Source organism: Pseudomonas fluorescens, assembly GCF_001307275.1.
GTDB classification, from domain to species: domain Bacteria; phylum Pseudomonadota; class Gammaproteobacteria; order Pseudomonadales; family Pseudomonadaceae; genus Aquipseudomonas; species Aquipseudomonas fluorescens_AA.
On sequence record NZ_CP012831.1, the window covers coordinates 5,517,586 to 5,535,112 of the forward strand.

Sequence of the window (17,527 nt, forward strand, 5' to 3'; positions counted from 1 at the left end):
GAACCTGTGAAGCAGTGTATTAGCCCTGGCCGGTAAATGCCTGATTGATTTGGCCGTTCGGTTTGAATGGTAGTGGTCCTGAACTAGACTCCATGAAGCCCTGCCCATGGAGTTCCCGATGCTTGCGCCAGGTAAACCGGACAACGAGGCCGTTCGCCTCAAGAATCTGCATTCGCTCAAGCTACTCGATACCGCACCCGAAGAGCGGTTTGACCGCCTGACTCGCCTTGCCCGGCGTCTGTTTGACGTGCCCATCGCCCTGGTGTCCCTGGTGGACGCCAACCGGCAGTGGTTCAAGTCCAGTGCCGGCCTGGATGCAAGCGAAACCCCGCGGGAAGTTTCCTTTTGTGGGCATGCGATTTTGCAGGATCAGATCCTGGAAATCTGCGACGCGGAGCAGGACGAGCGGTTTCACGACAATCCATTGGTCACGGACACGCCTGGCATTCGCTTCTACGCCGGGCATCCGCTGGGGTTGGAGGATGGCAGCAAGCTTGGCACGTTGTGCCTGCTCGACACCAAGCCGCGCCAGCTCAATGACGAAGAGCGCGAACTGCTGCGCGACTTGGCGCGCATGGCCGAGCAGGAAATGGTTGCGGTGCAGATGGCGAGCATGGACGAGTTGACGCTGTTATCCAATCGGCGCGGCTTCAAGACCTTGGCCCAGCATGCGTTGAATGTGTGTGATCGCTTGTCGCGACCGGCGACGCTGCTGTTCTTCGACCTCAACGACTTCAAGCCGATCAACGATCGCTATGGGCATGCCGAAGGTGACAGCGCGCTGAAAACCTTCGCTGATGTGCTGCGTATCGCCTTTCGCGAAAGTGATGTGATCGGTCGCCTGGGCGGTGATGAGTTCGTGGCGCTGCTCACCGGCTCTTCCTATGTCGAGACTTCGGCGATCATGGCGCGCCTCAAGGAAATCCTCGATGAGCGCAATGCGATGTTGCAGCGTGGCTATGACATTCGTTTCAGCGTGGGCCAGATCGAGTACGACGCCCAGCGGCATTCGTCAATCGACAACCTGTTGGCCGACGCGGATGCGGCCATGTATGCCCAGAAGCAGGCGTTGCACCGCTGACATTCAGCATTGATGCAAGCTGACCCACCACCATCGCGAGCAAGCTCGCTCCCACGGGGAGGTGTGGTGGACGCGACTTCTATGAACACCTGGAACCAATGTGGGAGCGAGCTTGCTCGCGATGACGGCGGTACATCCAACATCAATGCAAGCTGACCCACCGCTATCGCGAGCAAGCTCGCTCCCACAGGGGATGTGTGGTGGGCATAAAAAACGCCGCTTGGCCTTTCCAGGGCAAGCGGCGTTTTTGCTGTAGCGTGAAGATTACTCTTCGAGGTTACCCATGGCGGTGGTGTTGAAGCCGCCGTCCACGTACATGATTTCACCGCTGATGCCCGATGCCAGGTCCGAGCACAGGAAGGCGCCGGCGTTGCCGACTTCTTCGATGGTGACGTTGCGACGCAGCGGGGTTTGGGCTTCGTTGGCGGCCAGCATCTTGCGGAAGTTCTTGATGCCGGAAGCGGCGAGGGTGCGGATGGGACCTGCCGATACGCAGTTGACGCGGGTACCGTCCGGGCCCAGGGAACCGGCCAGGTAACGTACGCCGGCTTCCAGGGAGGCCTTGGCCATGCCCATGACGTTGTAGTTCGGCATGGTGCGCTCGGCGCCCAGGTACGACAGGGTCAGCAGGCTGCCGTTGCGGCCTTTCATCATTTCGCGACCGGCCTTGGCCAGGGCCACGAAGCTGTAGGCGCTGATGTCGTGGGCAATGCGGAAACCTTCGCGGGTGGTGGCTTCGGTGAAGTCGCCGTCCAACTGGTCGCCCGGGGCGAAGCCTACGGAGTGCACGATGCAGTCCAGGCCGTCCCACTTCTTGCTCAGCGCTTCGAAGACCTTGGCGATTTCTTCATCGCTGGCCACATCGCACGGGAAGCACAGTTCAGGGCTCGAGCCCCAGCCTTGTGCGAACTCTTCGACACGACCCTTGAGTTTGTCGTTCTGATAAGTGAAGGCAAGCTCAGCGCCCTCGCGATGCATGGCGGCGGCGATGCCGGATGCGATGGACAGCTTGCTGGCGACACCGACGATCAGTACGCGCTTACCGGCGAGAAAACCCATGTGTTGCTCCTCTTTTCAGGTTATTCGGCAGTTGTTGGGGCCAGGAAGGCGGCCTCCAGCAACTGCTGTGTATAGGGGTGCTGCGGCGCGGCGAATATGCTGCGGGCATCACCTTGTTCGACCACTTGGCCATGCTTGACCACCATCAATTGGTGGCTCAGCGCTTTGACGACAGCCAGGTCATGGCTGATAAACAGGTACGTCAGGTTGTACTTGGTTTGCAACGACCGCAACAGCTCCACCACTTGGCGTTGCACGGTACGGTCCAGGGCCGACGTTGGTTCATCCAGCAGAATCAACGCCGGCTTGAGCACCAGGGCCCGGGCAATGGCGATACGCTGCCGTTGCCCTCCGGAAAATTCATGGGGGTAGCGGTTCCGGGTTTCCGGGTCCAGGCCTACCTCCTTCAATGCCGCGATTATCGCTTGTTCCTGTTCGGCCGCGGTGCCGATCTTGTGGATTCGCAGGCCTTCGCCGACGATCTGGCTGACACACATCCGTGGGCTCAGGCTGCCGAACGGGTCCTGAAACACCACTTGCATCTCCCGGCGCAGTGGCCGGACCTGTTGCTGCGTCAGGCTGTCCAGCGGCTTGCCTTCGAAGCGGATCCCGCCCTGGCTACCGATCAACCGCAGGATTGCCAGCCCCAGGGTGGATTTGCCGGAACCGCTTTCGCCGACGATACCCAGGGTCTGGCCCTGGGGCAGGCTGAAGCGGATGCCGTCCACGGCCTTGATGTAGTCCACCGTGCGTTTGAACAGGCCTTTCTTGATCGGGAACCAGACTTTCAGGTCCTCGACCTGCAACAGCGGCGGGCCGACGACGTTGTTCGCCGGGGTGCCGCTGGGCTCGGCGCCCAGCAGTTCCCGAGTGTACGGATGCTGCGGCGCGCGGAACAACTCTTCGCACGATGCCTGTTCGACGATGCAACCGCGCTGCATGACACATACGCGATGCGCAATTCTTCGCACCAGGTTCAAATCGTGGCTGATCAGCAGCAACGACATACCCAATCGTGCCTGCAACTCCTTGAGCAATTGCAGGATTTTCAGCTGGACAGTGACGTCCAGGGCGGTGGTCGGTTCGTCGGCGATCAGCAGCTCCGGCTCGTTGGCCAGGGCCATGGCGATCATCACTCGCTGGCGCTGGCCGCCGGACAACTCGTGGGGCAGGGCCTTGAGGCGCTTGTGGGGCTCGGGAATGCCGACCAGTTCCAGCAATTCCAGGGTCCGGCGGGTCGCGACCTTGCCGCTCAGGCCCTTGTGGATGCCCAGCACTTCATTGATCTGTTTTTCAATGCAGTGCAGCGGGTTGAGGGAGGTCATCGGCTCCTGGAAAATCATCGCGATCCGGTTGCCGCGGATATGGCGGATGGTCTTTTCCTTCAATCCCAGCAAATCCTGGCCGGCGTACTGGATGGTCCCGGTGGGGTGATGGGCCAGCGGGTAGGGCAGCAAGCGCAGGATCGAGTGAGCGGTGACCGACTTGCCCGAGCCACTTTCACCCACCAGGGCCAGGGTTTCGCCGCGCTTGATGTCGAAGCTGACGCCCTCGACCACGCGCTGGCGGCGTTCGCCGACAATGAACTCCACCGCCAGGTCGCGCACTTCGATCAGATTGTCCTGGTTCATATCACTTCCTTGGATCGAAGGCATCGCGAGCGGACTCGCCGATGAACACCAACAGGCTCAGCATCACGGCCAGCACGGCGAACGCACTGATGCCCAGCCACGGCGCCTGGAGGTTGGATTTGCCCTGGGCCACCAGTTCGCCCAGGGACGGCGCGCCCGGCGGCAGGCCAAAGCCGAGGAAATCCAGGGCGGTGAGGGTGCCGATGGCGCCGGTGAGGATGAACGGCATGAAGGTCATGGTCGAGACCATGGCGTTGGGCAGGATGTGCCGGAACATGATCGCGCCGTTCTGCATGCCCAGCGCCCGCGCGGCGCGCACGTATTCCAGGTTGCGCCCGCGCAGGAACTCGGCACGGACCACGTCCACCAGGCTCATCCAGGAAAACAGCAGCATGATGCCCAGCAGCCACCAGAAGTTCGGCTGCACGAAGCTGGCGAGGATGATCAGCAGGTACAGCACCGGCAGCCCGGACCAGATTTCCAGGAAGCGTTGGCCGGCCAGGTCCACCCAGCCGCCATAGAAACCCTGCAGGGCGCCGGCGATCACGCCGATGATCGAGCTGAGCAGCGTCAGCGTCAGGGCGAACAGTACCGAGATACGGAAACCGTAGATCACCCGGGCCAAAACATCGCGGCCCTGGTCATCGGTGCCCAGCCAATTGACGGAGGAGGGCGGTGCCGGTGCCGGGACCTTGAGGTCGTAGTTGATGCTCTGGTAGCTGAACGGAATCGGTGCCCACAGCACCCAGGCGTCCTTGGCCGCCAGCAGTTCACGGATGTACGGGCTCTTGTAGTTGGCTTCCAGGGGAAACTCGCCGCCAAACGTGGTTTCCGGGTAGCGCTTGAGGGCCGGGAAGTACCAGCCGTCGTCGTAATGCACCACCAGCGGCTTGTCGTTGGCGATCAACTCGGCGCCCAGGCTAAGTCCGAACAGGATCAGGAACAGCCACAGCGACCACCAGCCACGCTTGTTGGCCTTGAACAGTTCGAAACGACGGCGATTGAGAGGGGACAGGTTCATCTCAATGCTCCCGGCTTTCGAAGTCGATGCGCGGATCGACAAAGGTGTAGGTCAGGTCGCCGATCAGTTTCACCACCAGCCCCAGCAAGGTGAAGATGAACAGGGTGCCAAACACCACCGGGTAATCGCGGTTGATGGCCGCTTCGAAACTCATCAGGCCCAGGCCGTCGAGGGAAAAGATCACTTCCACCAGCAAGGAACCGGTGAAGAAGATCCCGATGAACGCCGAAGGGAAGCCGGCGATCACCAGCAGCATGGCGTTGCGGAAGACGTGGCCGTAGAGGACCCGATGGCGGGTCAGGCCCTTGGCCTTGGCGGTGACCACGTATTGCTTGTTGATTTCGTCGAGGAAGCTGTTCTTGGTCAGCAGGGTCATGGTGGCGAAGTTGCCAATGACCAGGGCGGTCACGGGCAAGGCCAGGTGCCAGAAGTAATCGAGGATCTTGCCGCCCATGCTCAATTCGTCGAAGTTGTTGGAGGTCAGCCCGCGCAACGGGAACCAGTCGAAATAACTGCCGCCGGCAAACACCACGATCAGCAGGATGGCGAACAGGAACGACGGGATCGCGTAGCCGACGATGATTGCCGAACTGGTCCACACATCGAAATGGCTGCCATGCCGCGTGGCCTTGGCGATCCCCAGCGGGATCGACACCAGGTACATGATCAGGGTGCTCCACAGCCCGAGGGAGATGGACACCGGCATCTTTTCCTTGATCAGGTCGATGACCTTGGCATCGCGGAAGAAACTGTCGCCGAAGTCCAGGTGGGCATAGTTCTTGATCATGATCCACAGGCGTTCGGGGGCCGACTTGTCGAAGCCGTACATGCGTTCGATTTCCTTGACCAGCGTCGGGTCCAGACCCTGGGCCCCGCGGTAGGAAGAACCGGCCACCGACACCTCGGCACCGCCGCCGGCAATGCGGCTGGTGGCGCCCTCGAAACCCTCGAGCTTGGCGATCATCTGTTCCACCGGCCCGCCGGGCGCAGCCTGGATGATGACGAAGTTGATCAGCAGAATGCCGAACAGGGTCGGGATGATCAGCAGCAGTCGCCGAAAAATGTAAGCCAGCATCTTGTTACTCCACGCTCGCAGGGGCGGCGATTTGCTGCTCGATGACCTGCTTTTCTACTTCATCGGCCGGCTTGACCTCCGGCTTGACCCACCAGGTGGTGGTGCCGATGTCATAGGTCGGCGTGATTTTCGGATGACCGATGTGGTTCCAGTAGGCCACGCGCCAGGTCTTGATGTGCCAGTTGGGAATCACGTAGTAGCCCCATTGCAAGACCCGGTCCAATGCCCGGGCGTGAGCCACCAGGCTCTTGCGCGAGTCGGCATTGATCAGTTGCTCCACCAGTTGATCCACGGCCGGGTCCTTCAGGCCCATGGTGTTGCGGCTGCCGGGCTTGTCGGCGGCGGCGGACATCCAGAACTCACGCTGTTCGTTACCCGGTGAGCTGGATTGCGGGAAGCTGCCCACCACCAGGTCGAAGTCCCGGGAGCGCACGCGGTTGATGTATTGGGAGACGTCCACCCGGCGGATCACCAGGTCGATGCCCAGGTCACTCAGGTTGCGCTTGAAGGGCAGCAATATACGCTCGAACTCGGTCTGGGCCAGCAGGAACTCCAGCACCACCGGTTTGCCTTGGGCGTCGACCATCTTGTCGTCGACGATGCGCCAGCCGGCCTCTTGCAGCAATTGGTAGGCCTTGCGCTGCTGGTCGCGGATCATGCCGCTGCCGTCGCACATCGAAGGCTGGAAGGCTTCGCTGAAGACCTGCTCGGGGATTTTGTCGCGCAGGGGTTCGAGAATCTTCAGTTCGTCTTCGCCGGGCAGGCCGGTGGCGGCCATTTCCGAATTCTCGAAATAGCTGCGGGTGCGGGCGTAGGCGCCGTTGAACAGTTGCTTGTTGGTCCATTCGAAATCCAGCAACAGGCTCAAGGCCTTGCGCACCCGCACATCCTGGAAGACCGGCCGGCGCAGGTTGTAGACAAAGCCCTGCATGCCGGTGGGGTTGCCGTTGGGGATCTGTTCCTTGATCAGTCGGCCTTCGGTCACGGCCGGGATGTTGTAGGCGTTGGCCCAGTTCTTGGCGGTCATTTCCAGCCAGTAATCGAACTGCCCGGCTTTCAACGCTTCGACCGCGACGGTGTTGTCGCGGTAGTAGTCGGTGACCAGCACGTCGAAGTTGTAGAACCCGCGATTGACCGGCAGGTCCTTGCCCCAGTAGTCCTTCACCCGCTCATAGCGGATCGAGCGGCCCGCCTTCACTTCGGCGACCTTGTAGGGGCCGCTGCCCAGGGGAATCTCCAGGTTGCCCTTGTTGAAGTCACGCTCGGCCCACCAGTGCTTCGGCAGTACCGGCAATTGGCCGAGGATCAGCGGCAGCTCGCGATTTTGGGTGTGCTTGAACTTGAACAGGACTTTGAGCGGGTCTTCGGCGATGACTTCGGCGACGTCGTTGTAGTAGCCGCGGAACATTGGTGCGCCGTCCTTGGTCAGGGTCTGGAAGCTGAAGACCACGTCTTCCGCCCGTACCGGATGACCATCGTTGAAACGGGCTTCGGGGCGCAGGTAGAAGCGCACCCAGCCATTGTCCGGGGCTTTCTCGATTTTTTCGGCGATCAGACCATATTCGGTGAAGGGTTCGTCCAGGCCCTGCTTGGCCAAGGTGTCGTAGATCAGGCCGATGTCATCGGCTGGCACGCCTTTGCTGATGAACGGGTTGAGGCTGTCGAACCCCCCAAAGCCGCCCTGGCGGAAGATGCCGCCCTTGGGCGCGTCCGGGTTGACGTAGTCGAAGTGCTGGAAGTTGGCGGGGTATTTCGGCGGCTCGTTGTACAAGGTCACGGCATGCTGCGGCGCGGCGCAGGCCAGCCCGGCGAACAACAGGCTGCTGGCCTGCAGGAGCAGGGCACGTAAAGGCTTCATTGATCTTTCTCCGAAGATTTCAGCCACCAGGCGCTCAGGCCCAGGGTATAGGGCGGCGTGGTGACGAAGGCGAACCGGTTGCGGTACGCCAGGCGATGATAATTGAGATACCAGTTGGGAATGCAGTAATGCTGCCACAGCAGTACACGATCCAGGGCCTTGCCGGCGGCGACCTGTTCGTCGCGGGTCTGGGCGGCGAGCAGTTTCTCCAGCAGGTGGTCGACCACCGGGTTGGCGATCCCTGCGTAGTTCTTGCTGCCCTTGACCCCGACCTGGCTGGAGTGAAAGTACTGCCATTGCTCGAGGCCCGGGCTGAGGGTCTGGTTCAGTGTCAGCAGGATCATGTCGAAGTCGAACTGGTCCAGGCGCTGTTTGTATTGGGCGCGGTCCACCGTGCGCAGCCGGGCTTGAACACCGATGCTGGCAAGGTTTTCGACGTAGGGTTGCAGGATACGCTCCAGGTTCGGGTTCACCAGCAGGATTTCGAAGCTCAGGGGCTGGTGGTCGGCGTTCAGCAGGCGTTGGCCGTTGAGATTCCAGCCGGCTTCCTTCAAGAGTCCCAATGCCTTGCGCAGGGTTTCCCGGGGAATGCCGCGCCCGTCGGTCTTGGGCAAGCTGAAGGGTTCGGTGAGCAGTTTGGGCGGCAATTGATCCCGGTATGGCTTGAGCAGCAGCCATTCATGACCCACCGGCAGGCCAGTGGCGGAGAATTCGCTGTTGGGGTAATAGCTGAGGGTGCGCTTGTAGGCGCCGCTGAACAGGGTGCGGTTGGTCCACTCGAAGTCGAACATCAGCCCCAGGGCTTCGCGCACCTTGACCTCGGCGAACGTGCCGCGCCGGGTGTTCATGAACAGGCCCTGGGTCTGGGTCGGGATCTGGTGGGGTATCTGCGCCTTGATCACATCGCCTCGGTTGACCGCCGGGAATTGATAGCCGTTGGCCCAGTTCTTGGCCTGGTGTTCGATGTAGATGTCGAACTCGCCGGCCTTGAAGGCTTCGAAGGCGACTTCGCTGTCACGGTAGAACTCCACGTCCATGCGGTCGTAGTTGTACTTGCCGCGATTGACCGGCAGGTCCTTGCCCCAGTAGTCCTTGACCCGCTCGAACACCAATTGGCGGCCTGGCTGCACTTTGGTGATGCGATACGGCCCGCTGCCCAGGGGCGGTTCGAAGGTCGTCGCCTTGAAGTCGCGGCCTTTCCAGTAATGCTGGGGCAGCACCGGCAGCTCTCCCAGGCGCAGGATCAGCAAGGGATTGCCCGAACGCTTGAAGACGAAGCGGATTTTCAGCGGGTTGAGAATGTCGACCCGCAGCACCTCCTGCAGGTTGGTGCGGTATTGCGGGTGGCCATCCTTGAGCAGCGTCCTGTAGGAGAACGCCACGTCATAGGCGGTGATGGGCACGCCATCGTGGAAACGTGCTTCGGGGCGCAGGTTGAAGACTACCCAGCTGCGGTCTTCGCTGTATTCCACCGACTGGGCGATCAGGCCATAGCTCGACGTCGGTTCATCGCCGGACGGTGCGTACTGGCCAGTGCCGACCATCAGCGGTTCGTTCAGCTCATTGATGCCGTATTGCAGGAAATTGGGCGTGGAAACCGGGCTGCTACCCTTGAACGTGTAGGGATTGAGCGTATCGAAGGTGCCGAATGCCATGACCCGCAAGACTCCGCCCTTGGGCGCTTGCGGGTTGACCCAGTCGAAGTGGGTGAATCTGGCCGGGTACTTGAGCGTGCCGAACTGCGCATAGCCATGGCTTTCGCTGATGGTTGCGCTGGCGGGAGAGCTCAAGGCCAGGCTGATCAGGAACAGGAGGAGGGGACGTATCAAGTCTGAGATCCGATCCAGGCGGCTTGGGCTTTATGGCCTGTACAGTAACAGCTTGTATCGGCAGGAAAAAGGCGGGGGCTCAAAGCTTCAGGGTTTGCTTGAACTGTGGCGAGGGAGCTTGCTCCCGCTGGGTTGCGAAGCGACCCCGAATCTGGCACCTCGGTGCGACAGGTGGATTGAGTCGCTGCTTTTGGGGCTGCTTCGCAGCCCAGCGGGAGCAAGCTCCCTCGCCACAGAGAGTCCCTCGGTCAGTGCGGGGAGTAGACCGTCAGCATCTGCCCAGGCTTGAGTGCCTTGCCCATCCGCGGATTCCAGCGCTTGAGGTGCTGCATTTCCACGTTGAAGCGCTTGGCGACGACGTACAACGAATCGCCCTGCTTGACCTTGTATTGGGTCTGCTTCTTCTGGTCCTTGCTGTTGGCGGCTATCACGGTGCTGATGCGCTTGCCGGTGGCCTTGCTGGCCTTGGCGTCCTGCATCACCAGGGTCTGGCCGACCTTGAGCTTGTTGCCGCTGAGTTTGTTCCAGCGTTGCAGGTCCTTGGTCTGGACGTTGTTGGCCTTGGCGATCTGGGCCAGGTTGTCGCCGCGCTTGACGCGGTAGGTGCGCCTGGCACCTTCCACTTCGCTGTCGTCGGCTGATTCGAAAACCGGCTTGAGCGCGCGCTGGCTGATCAGCTCTTCCGGGCGCATGGTCGACAGGCTGGCGGTCAGCAGCTGGGCCTTGGACGTCGGCACCAGCAGGTGCTGGGGGCCGTCGATGGTGGTGCGCTGCTTGAAGGCCGGATTGAGCTGGAACAGCTCGTCTTCGTCGATATTGGCCACTGCCGCGACCTTGGACAGGTCCATGCGCTGGTTGATCTCGACGACCTGGAAATAGGGTTCGTTGGCGATCGGGTTGAGGTTCACGCCATAGGCGTCGGGTGCGAGCACCACCTGGGACAGCGCCAGCAACTTCGGCACATAGGCCTGGGTCTCGCTGGGCAGCGGCAGGTTCCAGTAGTCGGTGGGCAGGCCAAGCTTCTCGTTGCGCTCGATGGCGCGGCTGACCGTGCCTTCACCGGCGTTGTAGGCCGCCAGCGCCAGCAACCAGTCGCCGTTGAACATATCATGCAGGCGCGTCAGGTAGTCCATGGCGGCCGTGGTGGAGGCGGTGATGTCGCGTCGCCCGTCATAGAAGCGGGTCTGGCGCAGATTGAAGTAACGCCCCGTGGACGGGATGAATTGCCACAGCCCCACCGCGTTGGCCCGGGAATAGGCCATGGGGTTGTAGGCGCTCTCGATCACTGGCAGCAGCGCCAGTTCCAGCGGCATGTTGCGTTCTTCAAGGCGTTCGACGATGTAATGGATGTACAGGCTGCCGCGCTCACCGGCGTTTTCCAGGAAGGAAGGGTTGCTGGCGAACCACAGGCGCTGTTGCTCGATGCGCGGGTTGACACCGGCCGTTTCCTGCAGCTGGAAGCCCTGGCGCATGCGTTCCCAGATGTCCTGGGGCACTTGGGGGCTGGGTTTCTCGGTGAGCCATACCGGCTTCTGTTTGGCGCGAGCGGCGATATTCGGGGTGTGCGCCGCGTCGGTCTGCGGCAGCTGGCTCGTGCTCTGGCAGCCCGCCAGGGTGGCGGACACAGCCACCGCAATGGCTTGAGCCAAGCGGGTCAATGTGTCTGACTGGACGGACCTGCGTATGGATGACGACATTGGCTGGAAGTAAGTTCCGGGCAAAAATGTCGGCCGATTCTAGGAAGCGCACCCCAACAGGTCAACCTTTCAGAATTTTTGTATCAATCGATAGCTGCCTTAGAACGTATCTTTCCAAGCCCTCAAGGCCGCAAAAACCTCACTCGGCGTCTGGTTTCGCTGGCCGCTCCGTTCGTCTGCTTTTTGTTTAACGGATGTTTCAGTCGTGCGCAGGAACGGGTTGGTGAGTTTTTCCAGGGCCAGGGTCGAGGGCAGCGTCATGATGCCTTCGTTGCGTTGGCGGCTGACTTTTTCCAGGCGGGCGGCGATGTCCGGGTTGCCCGGCTCCACGGCGGCAGCGAACTTCAGGTTGCTGAGGGTGTATTCATGGGTGCAGTAGACCAGGGTATCTTCAGGCAACGCGGCGAGGCGGCCCAGGGAGTGGTGCATCTGCGCGGGCGTGCCTTCGAAAAGCCGGCCGCAACCGGCGGCGAATAGGGTATCGCCACAAAAGAGCAGGCCATGGTGGTAGTAGGCGATGTGCCCCAGTGTATGGCCAGGCACCGCGTAGACATCGAAGTCCCAGCCGAGCACGCTGACCTGGTCGTTGTCATGCAGGGCCTGGTCCCGTGCCGGGATGTTTTCGCTGGCCGGGCCGTAGACGGTGGCGTTCGTCGCATTCTTCAGCGCCTGGACGCCGCCGACATGATCATGGTGATGGTGGGTGATCAGGATGTCGCTCAGGACCCAGCCCGGATGGGCGTCGAGCCAGGCCTGTACTGGCGCGGCATCACCCGGGTCGACCACGGCGCAGCGCTGGGTGGAGTGATCCTGTAACAACCAGATGTAGTTATCGGTGAACGCGGGCAGGGCACTGATCTGTATCATCGCGGAATTCGCCAAGCGGAAAACAAAGGCGCATCTTAGAACTTCCTGACGCGTTGGAGAATGCAATGACCGATGAAGCGTTCGCTCAGGCTGATCCTGACTGGCTGGCGTTGATCAGCGCGGCCCGTGAATGGCTGTCCGGCCCTGTCGGGCAATTTTTGCTGGAAGAGGAACGGCGCATGCTCGAAGACGAGTTGGGCCGGTTCTTTGGCGGCTATCTGGTGCACTACGGGCCTTCGGCGCAAACGCCGCCGTCGGCACCGCAGGTCCAGCGCAACGTACGCCTGGGGGCGCCGTTGCCTGGGGTGGAAATCGTCTGCGAGGAGCAGGCCTGGCCGCTGAGCGAACATGCCGCCGACGTGGTGGTCATGCAGCACGGCCTGGATTTCTGCCTGTCGCCCCACGGTTTGCTGCGTGAAGCCGCCAGCAGCGTGCGCCCCGGCGGGCATCTGTTGATCATCGGTATCAACCCCTGGAGCACCTGGGGGTTGCGTCATGTGTTTGCCCACGACGCCTTGCGCCAGGCCCGCTGCATCTCGGCGTCGAGGGTCGGCGACTGGCTCAACCTGCTGGGCTTCGCGCTGGAGAAACGCCGCTTCGGGTGCTATCGTCCGCCGCTTGCGTCACCCAAGTGGCAGGCTCGCCTGGCCGGCTGGGAGCGCAAGGCCGGCGACTGGCAGCTGTCCGGCGGTGGTTTCTACCTGCTGGTGGCGCGCAAGATCGCGGTCGGGCTGCGCCCGGTGCGTCAGGCGCGACGCGAGCCGATGGGCAAGCTGATTCCCTTGCCGATGGCCAAGGTCAATCGTCGTCACATCGAGCCATAACCCCTTTTAGCAGGCCTGGCCGGCCTTTCGACTACAGGCATCAACCGCCTGATCGGCTGGCCTTTGCATTTTTTCTGGATAGATTGGCATGAGCGATAGCGTAGAACTCTTCACTGATGGCGCCTGCAAGGGCAACCCCGGCCCGGGCGGCTGGGGCGCGTTGCTGGTGTGCAAGGGCGTGGAGAAGGAACTCTGGGGCGGCGAAGCCAATACCACCAACAATCGCATGGAGCTGATGGGCGCCATCCGTGGCCTGGAAGAGCTCAAGCGGCCTTGCGATGTATTGCTGGTGACCGACTCGCAATACGTGATGAAAGGCATCAACGAGTGGATGGCCAACTGGAAGAAGCGCGGCTGGAAGACGGCGGCGAAGGAACCGGTGAAAAACGCCGACCTCTGGAAGCTGCTGGATGAGCAGGTCAACCGCCACAACGTCACCTGGAAATGGGTGCGTGGCCACATCGGCCACCACGGCAACGAACGGGCCGACCAGTTGGCCAATCGTGGGGTGGATGAGGTGCGGGGCTACAAGCAGGCCTGATAGGGGGGTTGTCAGGATCTGGACAGGATGACACCTGTGGCGAGGGAGCTTGCTCCCGCTGGACTGCGAAGCAGGCCCCTGGGGCGGTCGCTGCGCAACCGAGCGGGAGCAAGCTCCCTCGCCACAAGAGCGCCAAGCCATAAAAAGCCTGGCTGACAGGACATTGCGGATGCACTGGCGTGAGCGTGTTAAGATCCGCGCTTTTGCAAGACTGCCCGTTGAGAGCTGAACACTGATGGCCAACAGATCTGTAGTACTGGATACCGAAACCACCGGCATGCCGGTGACCGATGGTCACCGGATTATTGAAATCGGTTGTGTCGAGCTGATCGGCCGGCGCCTGACCGGTCGCCACTTCCACGTTTACCTGCAACCGGACCGTGAAAGTGACGAGGGCGCTATCGGCGTCCACGGCATCACCAACGAGTTCCTGGTGGGCAAGCCGCGTTTTGCCGAAGTGGCCGATGAGTTCTTCGAATTCATCCAGGGCGCGCAGTTGATCATCCACAACGCGGCGTTCGACGTCGGGTTCATCAACAACGAATTCGCCCTGATGGGGCAGCACGATCGGGCCGACATCACCCAGCATTGCACCATCCTCGATACCCTGATGATGGCCCGGGAACGGCATCCGGGGCAGCGCAACAGCCTCGACGCCTTGTGCAAGCGCTACGGTGTCGACAACTCCGGTCGTGAACTGCACGGCGCCTTGCTCGACTCCGAGATCCTGGCCGACGTCTACCTGACCATGACCGGCGGCCAGACCAGCCTGTCCCTGGCCGGCAACGCCTCGGACGGTAACGGCACCGGCGAAGGCTCCGGCAACCAGGCCACGGAAATTCGCCGTTTGCCCGCCGACCGCCAGCCATCGCGGATCATCCGCGCCAGCGAAAGCGACCTGGCCGAGCATGCCGCGCGTCTGGAAGCCATCGCCAAGTCCGCGGGTGCTCCGGCATTGTGGACGCAGTTGGCCGAGGCACAGGCCGCCACGCACTGATGAACCCTCTCCTGTGGGAGCGAGCTTGCTCGCGATGACGGCGGCACATCCAGCATTGATGCTGGTTGAACGACCGCCATCGCGAACAGGCTCGCTCCCGCAGGGTCATCCATTGTTCATTTCTCGCCACAATCGCCACGACCTTCTACCCTGAGGTAACGGGCAGGCTACGGTACGGATCCCGCTTGATGTGTGATGATTTGAAAGACAAGGGCAATGGATGGCACCACGCCGTTGGGTGCTTCAAGGAATGAGGACCTTCCCCAGTATGCAACCGGTCATGAATCCCAAGCACCCCGGGCTGTCGGTGCGCATCGTCGATGATGGCTTTGCCGCCTACATCTGGGGCAGCGATTTCAGCTTTGAAGTCAGCGACTACGCGACGGCGCAAATCGGCCGTCCCGTCAGCCAGTGGCCGGTGACGCCCATCGTTCCCTATCGCAAGTGCTATGGCATCGATCCCGAAGAGTTCAGCAGCTTCCGCGATGCCCCGGACAGCGAGATCTTCATGGCCTACCTTGATGACCAGCCCGTCGGGCACCTGGTGGTCAGTACCAACTGGAACGGCTATGCCCACATCGACGAGCTGGCGGTACACGCCCCGGCCCGTCGCCACGGAGTGGCCAAGGCGTTGCTCGATGTCGCCCAGTTCTGGAGCCGCAAGAAAAAACTGCCGGGCATCATGCTCGAGACCCAGAACAACAATCTGGGCGCCTGCCGGCTCTATGAGCGTTGCGGTTATGTGCTGGGTGGTATCGATCACCTGCGCTATCGCGGCATTGACCGGCATACCGCCGAAGTCGCGCTGTTCTGGTACCGGCTGTTCGACGACCCATTGGGCATGTCGATCAGTGGCTCAGCAACGCCTCGGCTTGTTCCGTAATTCGTTCCAGCAGCGATTGAAGGGCGGGTGAAGAGGGTGCGCCGTTGAGACTCAAGGCATAGAGGCCGATCGCGATGGCGGGCGATACCGGGCAGACGTCGAGGCCGCCGTCCTTGGCGCCCGAGGCGGTGAACGGGTCGACGATGGCCAGGCCTTCGCCGGCCTCGACCATGGCGCGCATCATCTGATGGGTCTGGACGCGGAGCTGGATCATGGGCGCCGGTCGCAACGCCGCCAGTTTATGCTCGAATGCAGGGCTCAGCGGGTCATGGCCATCCAGGCCCACCAACGGCTGGCCCGCCAGGTCCTGAAGCGAAATATATTTTTGACGGGGTTGCAGCCAGCCGTGGGGCGCGAGCAATTGCAGTTTGCCCTGGGCGATCATCTGGCAATGGATGTCGGGATGTTCAGGGTCGTGCAGGCTCAGGCCCAGGTCGCTTTCGCGCAACAGCAGGCTGTGGACGATGTCGCGGGTCGGTCGGCTGAGCAGGGTGCACGGCGCATCCGGATGGCGACGACGCAAGGCGGCGATGCTCTGGGGCAGCAACCGCTGGGCCAGCGGCGGTGTGCAGATAATGCGCAAGGGGGCTGCCTGATGGTGTTTCAGGCTGCTGGCCAGGCGCTGCACCGGTTCGAGGGTGTCGTACACCCGTGTGATACCGTCGCGCAATTCAAGGGTTTCCCGGGTCGCCTGCAAACGGCCGCGCACGCTGGCGAACAGCATGAAACCCAATTGGGCCTCGGCGTCGCGCAATATCGCCTCGACCTCCGCCACCGGCAGTTGCAGCCATTCGGCCGCCGTGCCGAGGTGGCCGGTCTGCAGCAGCGCCTGGATCACTTCGATGTGGCGTAAACGCATGCAAGAAGTCCATGTTCGGCGGATGAGCCATTGAGTGGCTGAATCCTAACCCAAGTCCGGGTATGACTTCTGCTCATAACCAACGGTTATGAAGCTATTTGCGTTTCAGCGGGCGTTTGAGTGGGCAGTGGCGTTTCCGGTTCGCGCGTCAATTCGATTTGAGATTGCACGAGAATAAATTTGCCGTCGTCGAGTTTGTTGACTCGATCACCGATAGCCAATTTATAGGTAGTGACAGGCTCCTTGCCGTTTCCGTCGGGCGACGGGGTCGATTCCTGAAACTCATGCACTGAATAGACGCGACCTTCGGCGTCCCGCGCATGAAATTGTCCGACAAGTACTGCTGCCATTGCTTAGAACCTCTGGAAATAAATCACTCGATTTGCGGTTCTGTAGACCCTGGTCAAGCGCGGTAAGTTTTCCTACATGAAAAAAATAGTCCAGCCGGCCGGTTTTTGTCGCTCCACTGGTCCAATTGTCACCCCGATCATCTATAACTACAGGCTCCTTTGAGCCGACAGTCGAGAAGCCTCTCATGAGTAATGTCTACACAGTGGCCGTTTTGGTGGGCAGCCTGCGCAAGGCATCGATCAACCGCAAGGTCGCGCTGGCACTGGCTGACCTGGCGCCAGCCAACCTCAAGCTGAATATCATCGAGATTGGCGAGTTGCCGCTCTACAACGAAGACATCGATGTTTCCCCTCCGGCAGCCTACAGCACTTTCCGCCAGCAGGTAGGCGCGGCCGATGCCTTGTTGTTCGTCACGCCGGAGTACAACCGTTCGGTGCCGGCACCGTTGAAAAATGCCATCGATGTGGGGTCGCGTCCCTACGGCCAGAGTTGCCTGAGCGGCAAACCGGGCGCGGTGATCAGCGCTTCGCCGGGTGCCATTGGCGGTTTCGGCGCCAATCATCATTTGCGCCAGTCCCTGGTGTTCCTTGACGTGCCCTGCATGCAGCAGCCGGAAGGCTACCTGAGTAACGCTGGGACGGCGTTCGACGAGGCGGGCAAGCTGTCGGAGTCGTTGAAGCCGTTCTTGCAGAAATTCATTGATGCCTACGGCAAGTGGGTCGAGCAACATAAGAAGGCCTGATAACCGAGATTTAAGAAACCCTGTGGCGAGGGAGCTTGCTCCCGCTGGACTGCGCAGCAGGCCCCTTTTGGCGGTCGCTGCGCAACCGAGCGGGAGCAAGCTCCCTCGCCACGGGTTTCATGTATCGCTTTAAATCCCACCCTACTGTCAACTCTGACAGTAGACGCTCCCATTCCAGTGCGTCCTAATCACCTCACGTTCACTGCGCCTCT

16 protein-coding genes are annotated in these 17,527 nt (G+C 61.4%); 6 read left to right on the forward strand and 10 right to left on the reverse strand.

Annotated elements, in window-relative coordinates:
- Positions 1–118: 118 nt before the first annotated feature.
- Positions 119–1,081, forward strand: coding sequence for a sensor domain-containing diguanylate cyclase (locus AO356_RS24465; protein ID WP_060741965.1), 963 nt, complete (start codon positions 119–121; stop codon positions 1,079–1,081).
- 264 nt (positions 1,082–1,345) lie between these two features.
- On the opposite strand, the gene fabI is transcribed toward AO356_RS24465, so the two are convergent.
- The 8 genes from fabI to gloB all read right to left on the reverse strand — a co-directional run bounded on the left by fabI (position 1,346) and on the right by gloB (position 12,118).
- Positions 1,346–2,140 carry an enoyl-ACP reductase FabI gene (gene fabI / locus AO356_RS24470; protein WP_025213267.1) on the reverse strand — a complete coding sequence of 265 codons (795 nt, stop codon included), beginning with the start codon at positions 2,138–2,140 and terminating at the stop codon, positions 1,346–1,348.
- A 20-nt stretch (positions 2,141–2,160) separates the two neighbouring features.
- Entirely contained in the window at positions 2,161–3,771 is a 1,611-nt protein-coding gene (locus AO356_RS24475) for an ABC transporter ATP-binding protein (RefSeq protein ID WP_060741966.1), read from the reverse strand.
- 1 nt (position 3,772) lies between these two features.
- Positions 3,773–4,792 (reverse strand): ABC transporter permease, encoded by a 1,020-nt coding sequence (locus tag AO356_RS24480; protein WP_060741967.1) that lies wholly within the window; start codon positions 4,790–4,792, stop codon positions 3,773–3,775.
- Position 4,793: 1 nt separating this feature from the next.
- Positions 4,794–5,867, reverse strand: coding sequence for a microcin C ABC transporter permease YejB (locus AO356_RS24485; RefSeq protein ID WP_060741968.1), 1,074 nt, complete (start codon positions 5,865–5,867; stop codon positions 4,794–4,796).
- 4 nt (positions 5,868–5,871) lie between these two features.
- Positions 5,872–7,725 carry an extracellular solute-binding protein gene (locus AO356_RS24490; RefSeq protein ID WP_060741969.1) on the reverse strand — a complete coding sequence of 618 codons (1,854 nt, stop codon included), beginning with the start codon at positions 7,723–7,725 and terminating at the stop codon, positions 5,872–5,874.
- Positions 7,722–9,554, reverse strand: a complete 1,833-nt coding sequence (locus AO356_RS24495; protein ID WP_060741970.1) for an extracellular solute-binding protein — start codon at positions 9,552–9,554, stop codon at positions 7,722–7,724. Before AO356_RS24495 ends, AO356_RS24490 begins: the two co-directional genes overlap by 4 nt.
- 248 nt (positions 9,555–9,802) lie before the next feature.
- Positions 9,803–11,251, reverse strand: coding sequence for a transglycosylase SLT domain-containing protein (locus tag AO356_RS24500; protein ID WP_060741971.1), 1,449 nt, complete (start codon positions 11,249–11,251; stop codon positions 9,803–9,805).
- A 99-nt stretch (positions 11,252–11,350) separates the two neighbouring features.
- Positions 11,351–12,118 carry a hydroxyacylglutathione hydrolase gene (gene gloB, locus AO356_RS24505; RefSeq protein WP_060743192.1) on the reverse strand — a complete coding sequence of 256 codons (768 nt, stop codon included), beginning with the start codon at positions 12,116–12,118 and terminating at the stop codon, positions 11,351–11,353.
- Between the two features lie 65 nt (positions 12,119–12,183).
- Between gloB and AO356_RS24510 the strand changes: the two genes are divergently transcribed.
- The 4 genes from AO356_RS24510 (at position 12,184) to AO356_RS24525 (ending at position 15,363) form a co-directional block, all read left to right on the forward strand.
- On the forward strand, positions 12,184–12,942 hold the full coding sequence (locus AO356_RS24510; RefSeq protein WP_053119806.1) for a class I SAM-dependent methyltransferase: 759 nt from the start codon (positions 12,184–12,186) through the stop codon (positions 12,940–12,942).
- Between the two features lie 88 nt (positions 12,943–13,030).
- A complete protein-coding gene (gene rnhA / locus AO356_RS24515; protein WP_030142629.1) occupies positions 13,031–13,483 on the forward strand; it encodes a ribonuclease HI in 453 nt (150 codons plus the stop codon).
- A gap of 235 nt (positions 13,484–13,718) precedes the next feature.
- Complete coding sequence (dnaQ, locus tag AO356_RS24520) at positions 13,719–14,480, forward strand: DNA polymerase III subunit epsilon (protein ID WP_060741972.1); 762 nt, start codon at positions 13,719–13,721, stop codon at positions 14,478–14,480.
- 268 nt (positions 14,481–14,748) lie between these two features.
- The gene (locus AO356_RS24525; protein WP_060741973.1) at positions 14,749–15,363 is read left to right on the forward strand and encodes a GNAT family N-acetyltransferase; all 615 of its coding nucleotides are present in this window, start codon (positions 14,749–14,751) and stop codon (positions 15,361–15,363) included.
- Here the strand turns inward: AO356_RS24525 and AO356_RS24530 are convergent.
- Both AO356_RS24530 and AO356_RS31215 read right to left on the reverse strand, forming a co-directional pair.
- Complete coding sequence (locus tag AO356_RS24530) at positions 15,329–16,222, reverse strand: LysR family transcriptional regulator (RefSeq protein ID WP_060741974.1); 894 nt, start codon at positions 16,220–16,222, stop codon at positions 15,329–15,331. The genes AO356_RS24525 and AO356_RS24530 overlap by 35 nt on opposite strands.
- Positions 16,223–16,308: 86 nt before the next feature.
- A complete protein-coding gene (locus tag AO356_RS31215; protein ID WP_081015420.1) occupies positions 16,309–16,572 on the reverse strand; it encodes a hypothetical protein in 264 nt (87 codons plus the stop codon).
- 185 nt (positions 16,573–16,757) lie between these two features.
- Between AO356_RS31215 and AO356_RS24535 the strand changes: the two genes are divergently transcribed.
- Positions 16,758–17,315 (forward strand): NADPH-dependent FMN reductase, encoded by a 558-nt coding sequence (locus AO356_RS24535; protein WP_060741975.1) that lies wholly within the window; start codon positions 16,758–16,760, stop codon positions 17,313–17,315.
- Positions 17,316–17,527 lie beyond the last annotated feature (212 nt).

Coding starts and splice junctions, on each gene's coding strand:
- AO356_RS24465 (WP_060741965.1), top strand. CDS start 119: ATGCTTGCGCCAGGTAAACCGGACAACGAGGCCGTTCGCCTCAAGAAT.
- fabI (WP_025213267.1), bottom strand. CDS start 2,140: ATGGGTTTTCTCGCCGGTAAGCGCGTACTGATCGTCGGTGTCGCCAGC.
- AO356_RS24475 (WP_060741966.1), bottom strand. CDS start 3,771: ATGAACCAGGACAATCTGATCGAAGTGCGCGACCTGGCGGTGGAGTTC.
- AO356_RS24480 (WP_060741967.1), bottom strand. CDS start 4,792: ATGAACCTGTCCCCTCTCAATCGCCGTCGTTTCGAACTGTTCAAGGCC.
- AO356_RS24485 (WP_060741968.1), bottom strand. CDS start 5,867: ATGCTGGCTTACATTTTTCGGCGACTGCTGCTGATCATCCCGACCCTG.
- AO356_RS24490 (WP_060741969.1), bottom strand. CDS start 7,725: ATGAAGCCTTTACGTGCCCTGCTCCTGCAGGCCAGCAGCCTGTTGTTC.
- AO356_RS24500 (WP_060741971.1), bottom strand. CDS start 11,251: ATGTCGTCATCCATACGCAGGTCCGTCCAGTCAGACACATTGACCCGC.
- gloB (WP_060743192.1), bottom strand. CDS start 12,118: ATGATACAGATCAGTGCCCTGCCCGCGTTCACCGATAACTACATCTGG.
- AO356_RS24510 (WP_053119806.1), top strand. CDS start 12,184: ATGACCGATGAAGCGTTCGCTCAGGCTGATCCTGACTGGCTGGCGTTG.
- rnhA (WP_030142629.1), top strand. CDS start 13,031: ATGAGCGATAGCGTAGAACTCTTCACTGATGGCGCCTGCAAGGGCAAC.
- dnaQ (WP_060741972.1), top strand. CDS start 13,719: ATGGCCAACAGATCTGTAGTACTGGATACCGAAACCACCGGCATGCCG.
- AO356_RS24525 (WP_060741973.1), top strand. CDS start 14,749: ATGCAACCGGTCATGAATCCCAAGCACCCCGGGCTGTCGGTGCGCATC.
- AO356_RS24530 (WP_060741974.1), bottom strand. CDS start 16,222: ATGCGTTTACGCCACATCGAAGTGATCCAGGCGCTGCTGCAGACCGGC.
- AO356_RS31215 (WP_081015420.1), bottom strand. CDS start 16,572: ATGGCAGCAGTACTTGTCGGACAATTTCATGCGCGGGACGCCGAAGGT.
- AO356_RS24535 (WP_060741975.1), top strand. CDS start 16,758: ATGAGTAATGTCTACACAGTGGCCGTTTTGGTGGGCAGCCTGCGCAAG.